Raw genomic sequence first — 313 nt, forward strand, 5'->3', positions numbered from 1 at the left:
GACGCCCAGCGGCGGATGACCCGCTGGGAAGACCGCAACAACACCTGGTACTCCTACGCATACGACCAAGCGGGCCGATGTGTCTTCGCCACCGGCACCGGCAGGGCGCTGGAATACCGCTACGACTACCAGCCCGACCAGCTCCGCACGACGGCCACCAATTCACTGGGTCACGCGACGACCTACCAGATGAACGACGCCTGGCAGGTCACCGCCGAGACCGACCCCCTCGGCCGCACCACCCGCAAGACCTGGGACGAGTACAACCGTCCCCTCACCGTCACCGACCCCCTCGGCCGCACCACCCGCTACC

Annotated in this window: 1 protein-coding gene; it reads left to right on the top strand. The window is 67.7% G+C overall.

All coding sequences use genetic code 11. From position 1 onward, the window contains the following. Positions 1–15 precede the first annotated feature (15 nt). Positions 16–313: RHS repeat domain-containing protein (locus E0D90_RS26175; RefSeq protein WP_157996968.1), on the top strand; the 298-nt coding region annotated here is incomplete at its 3' end.

The sequence above is a fragment of the Streptomyces otsuchiensis genome (assembly GCF_004305975.1).
GTDB lineage: Bacteria > Actinomycetota > Actinomycetes > Streptomycetales > Streptomycetaceae > Streptomyces > Streptomyces otsuchiensis.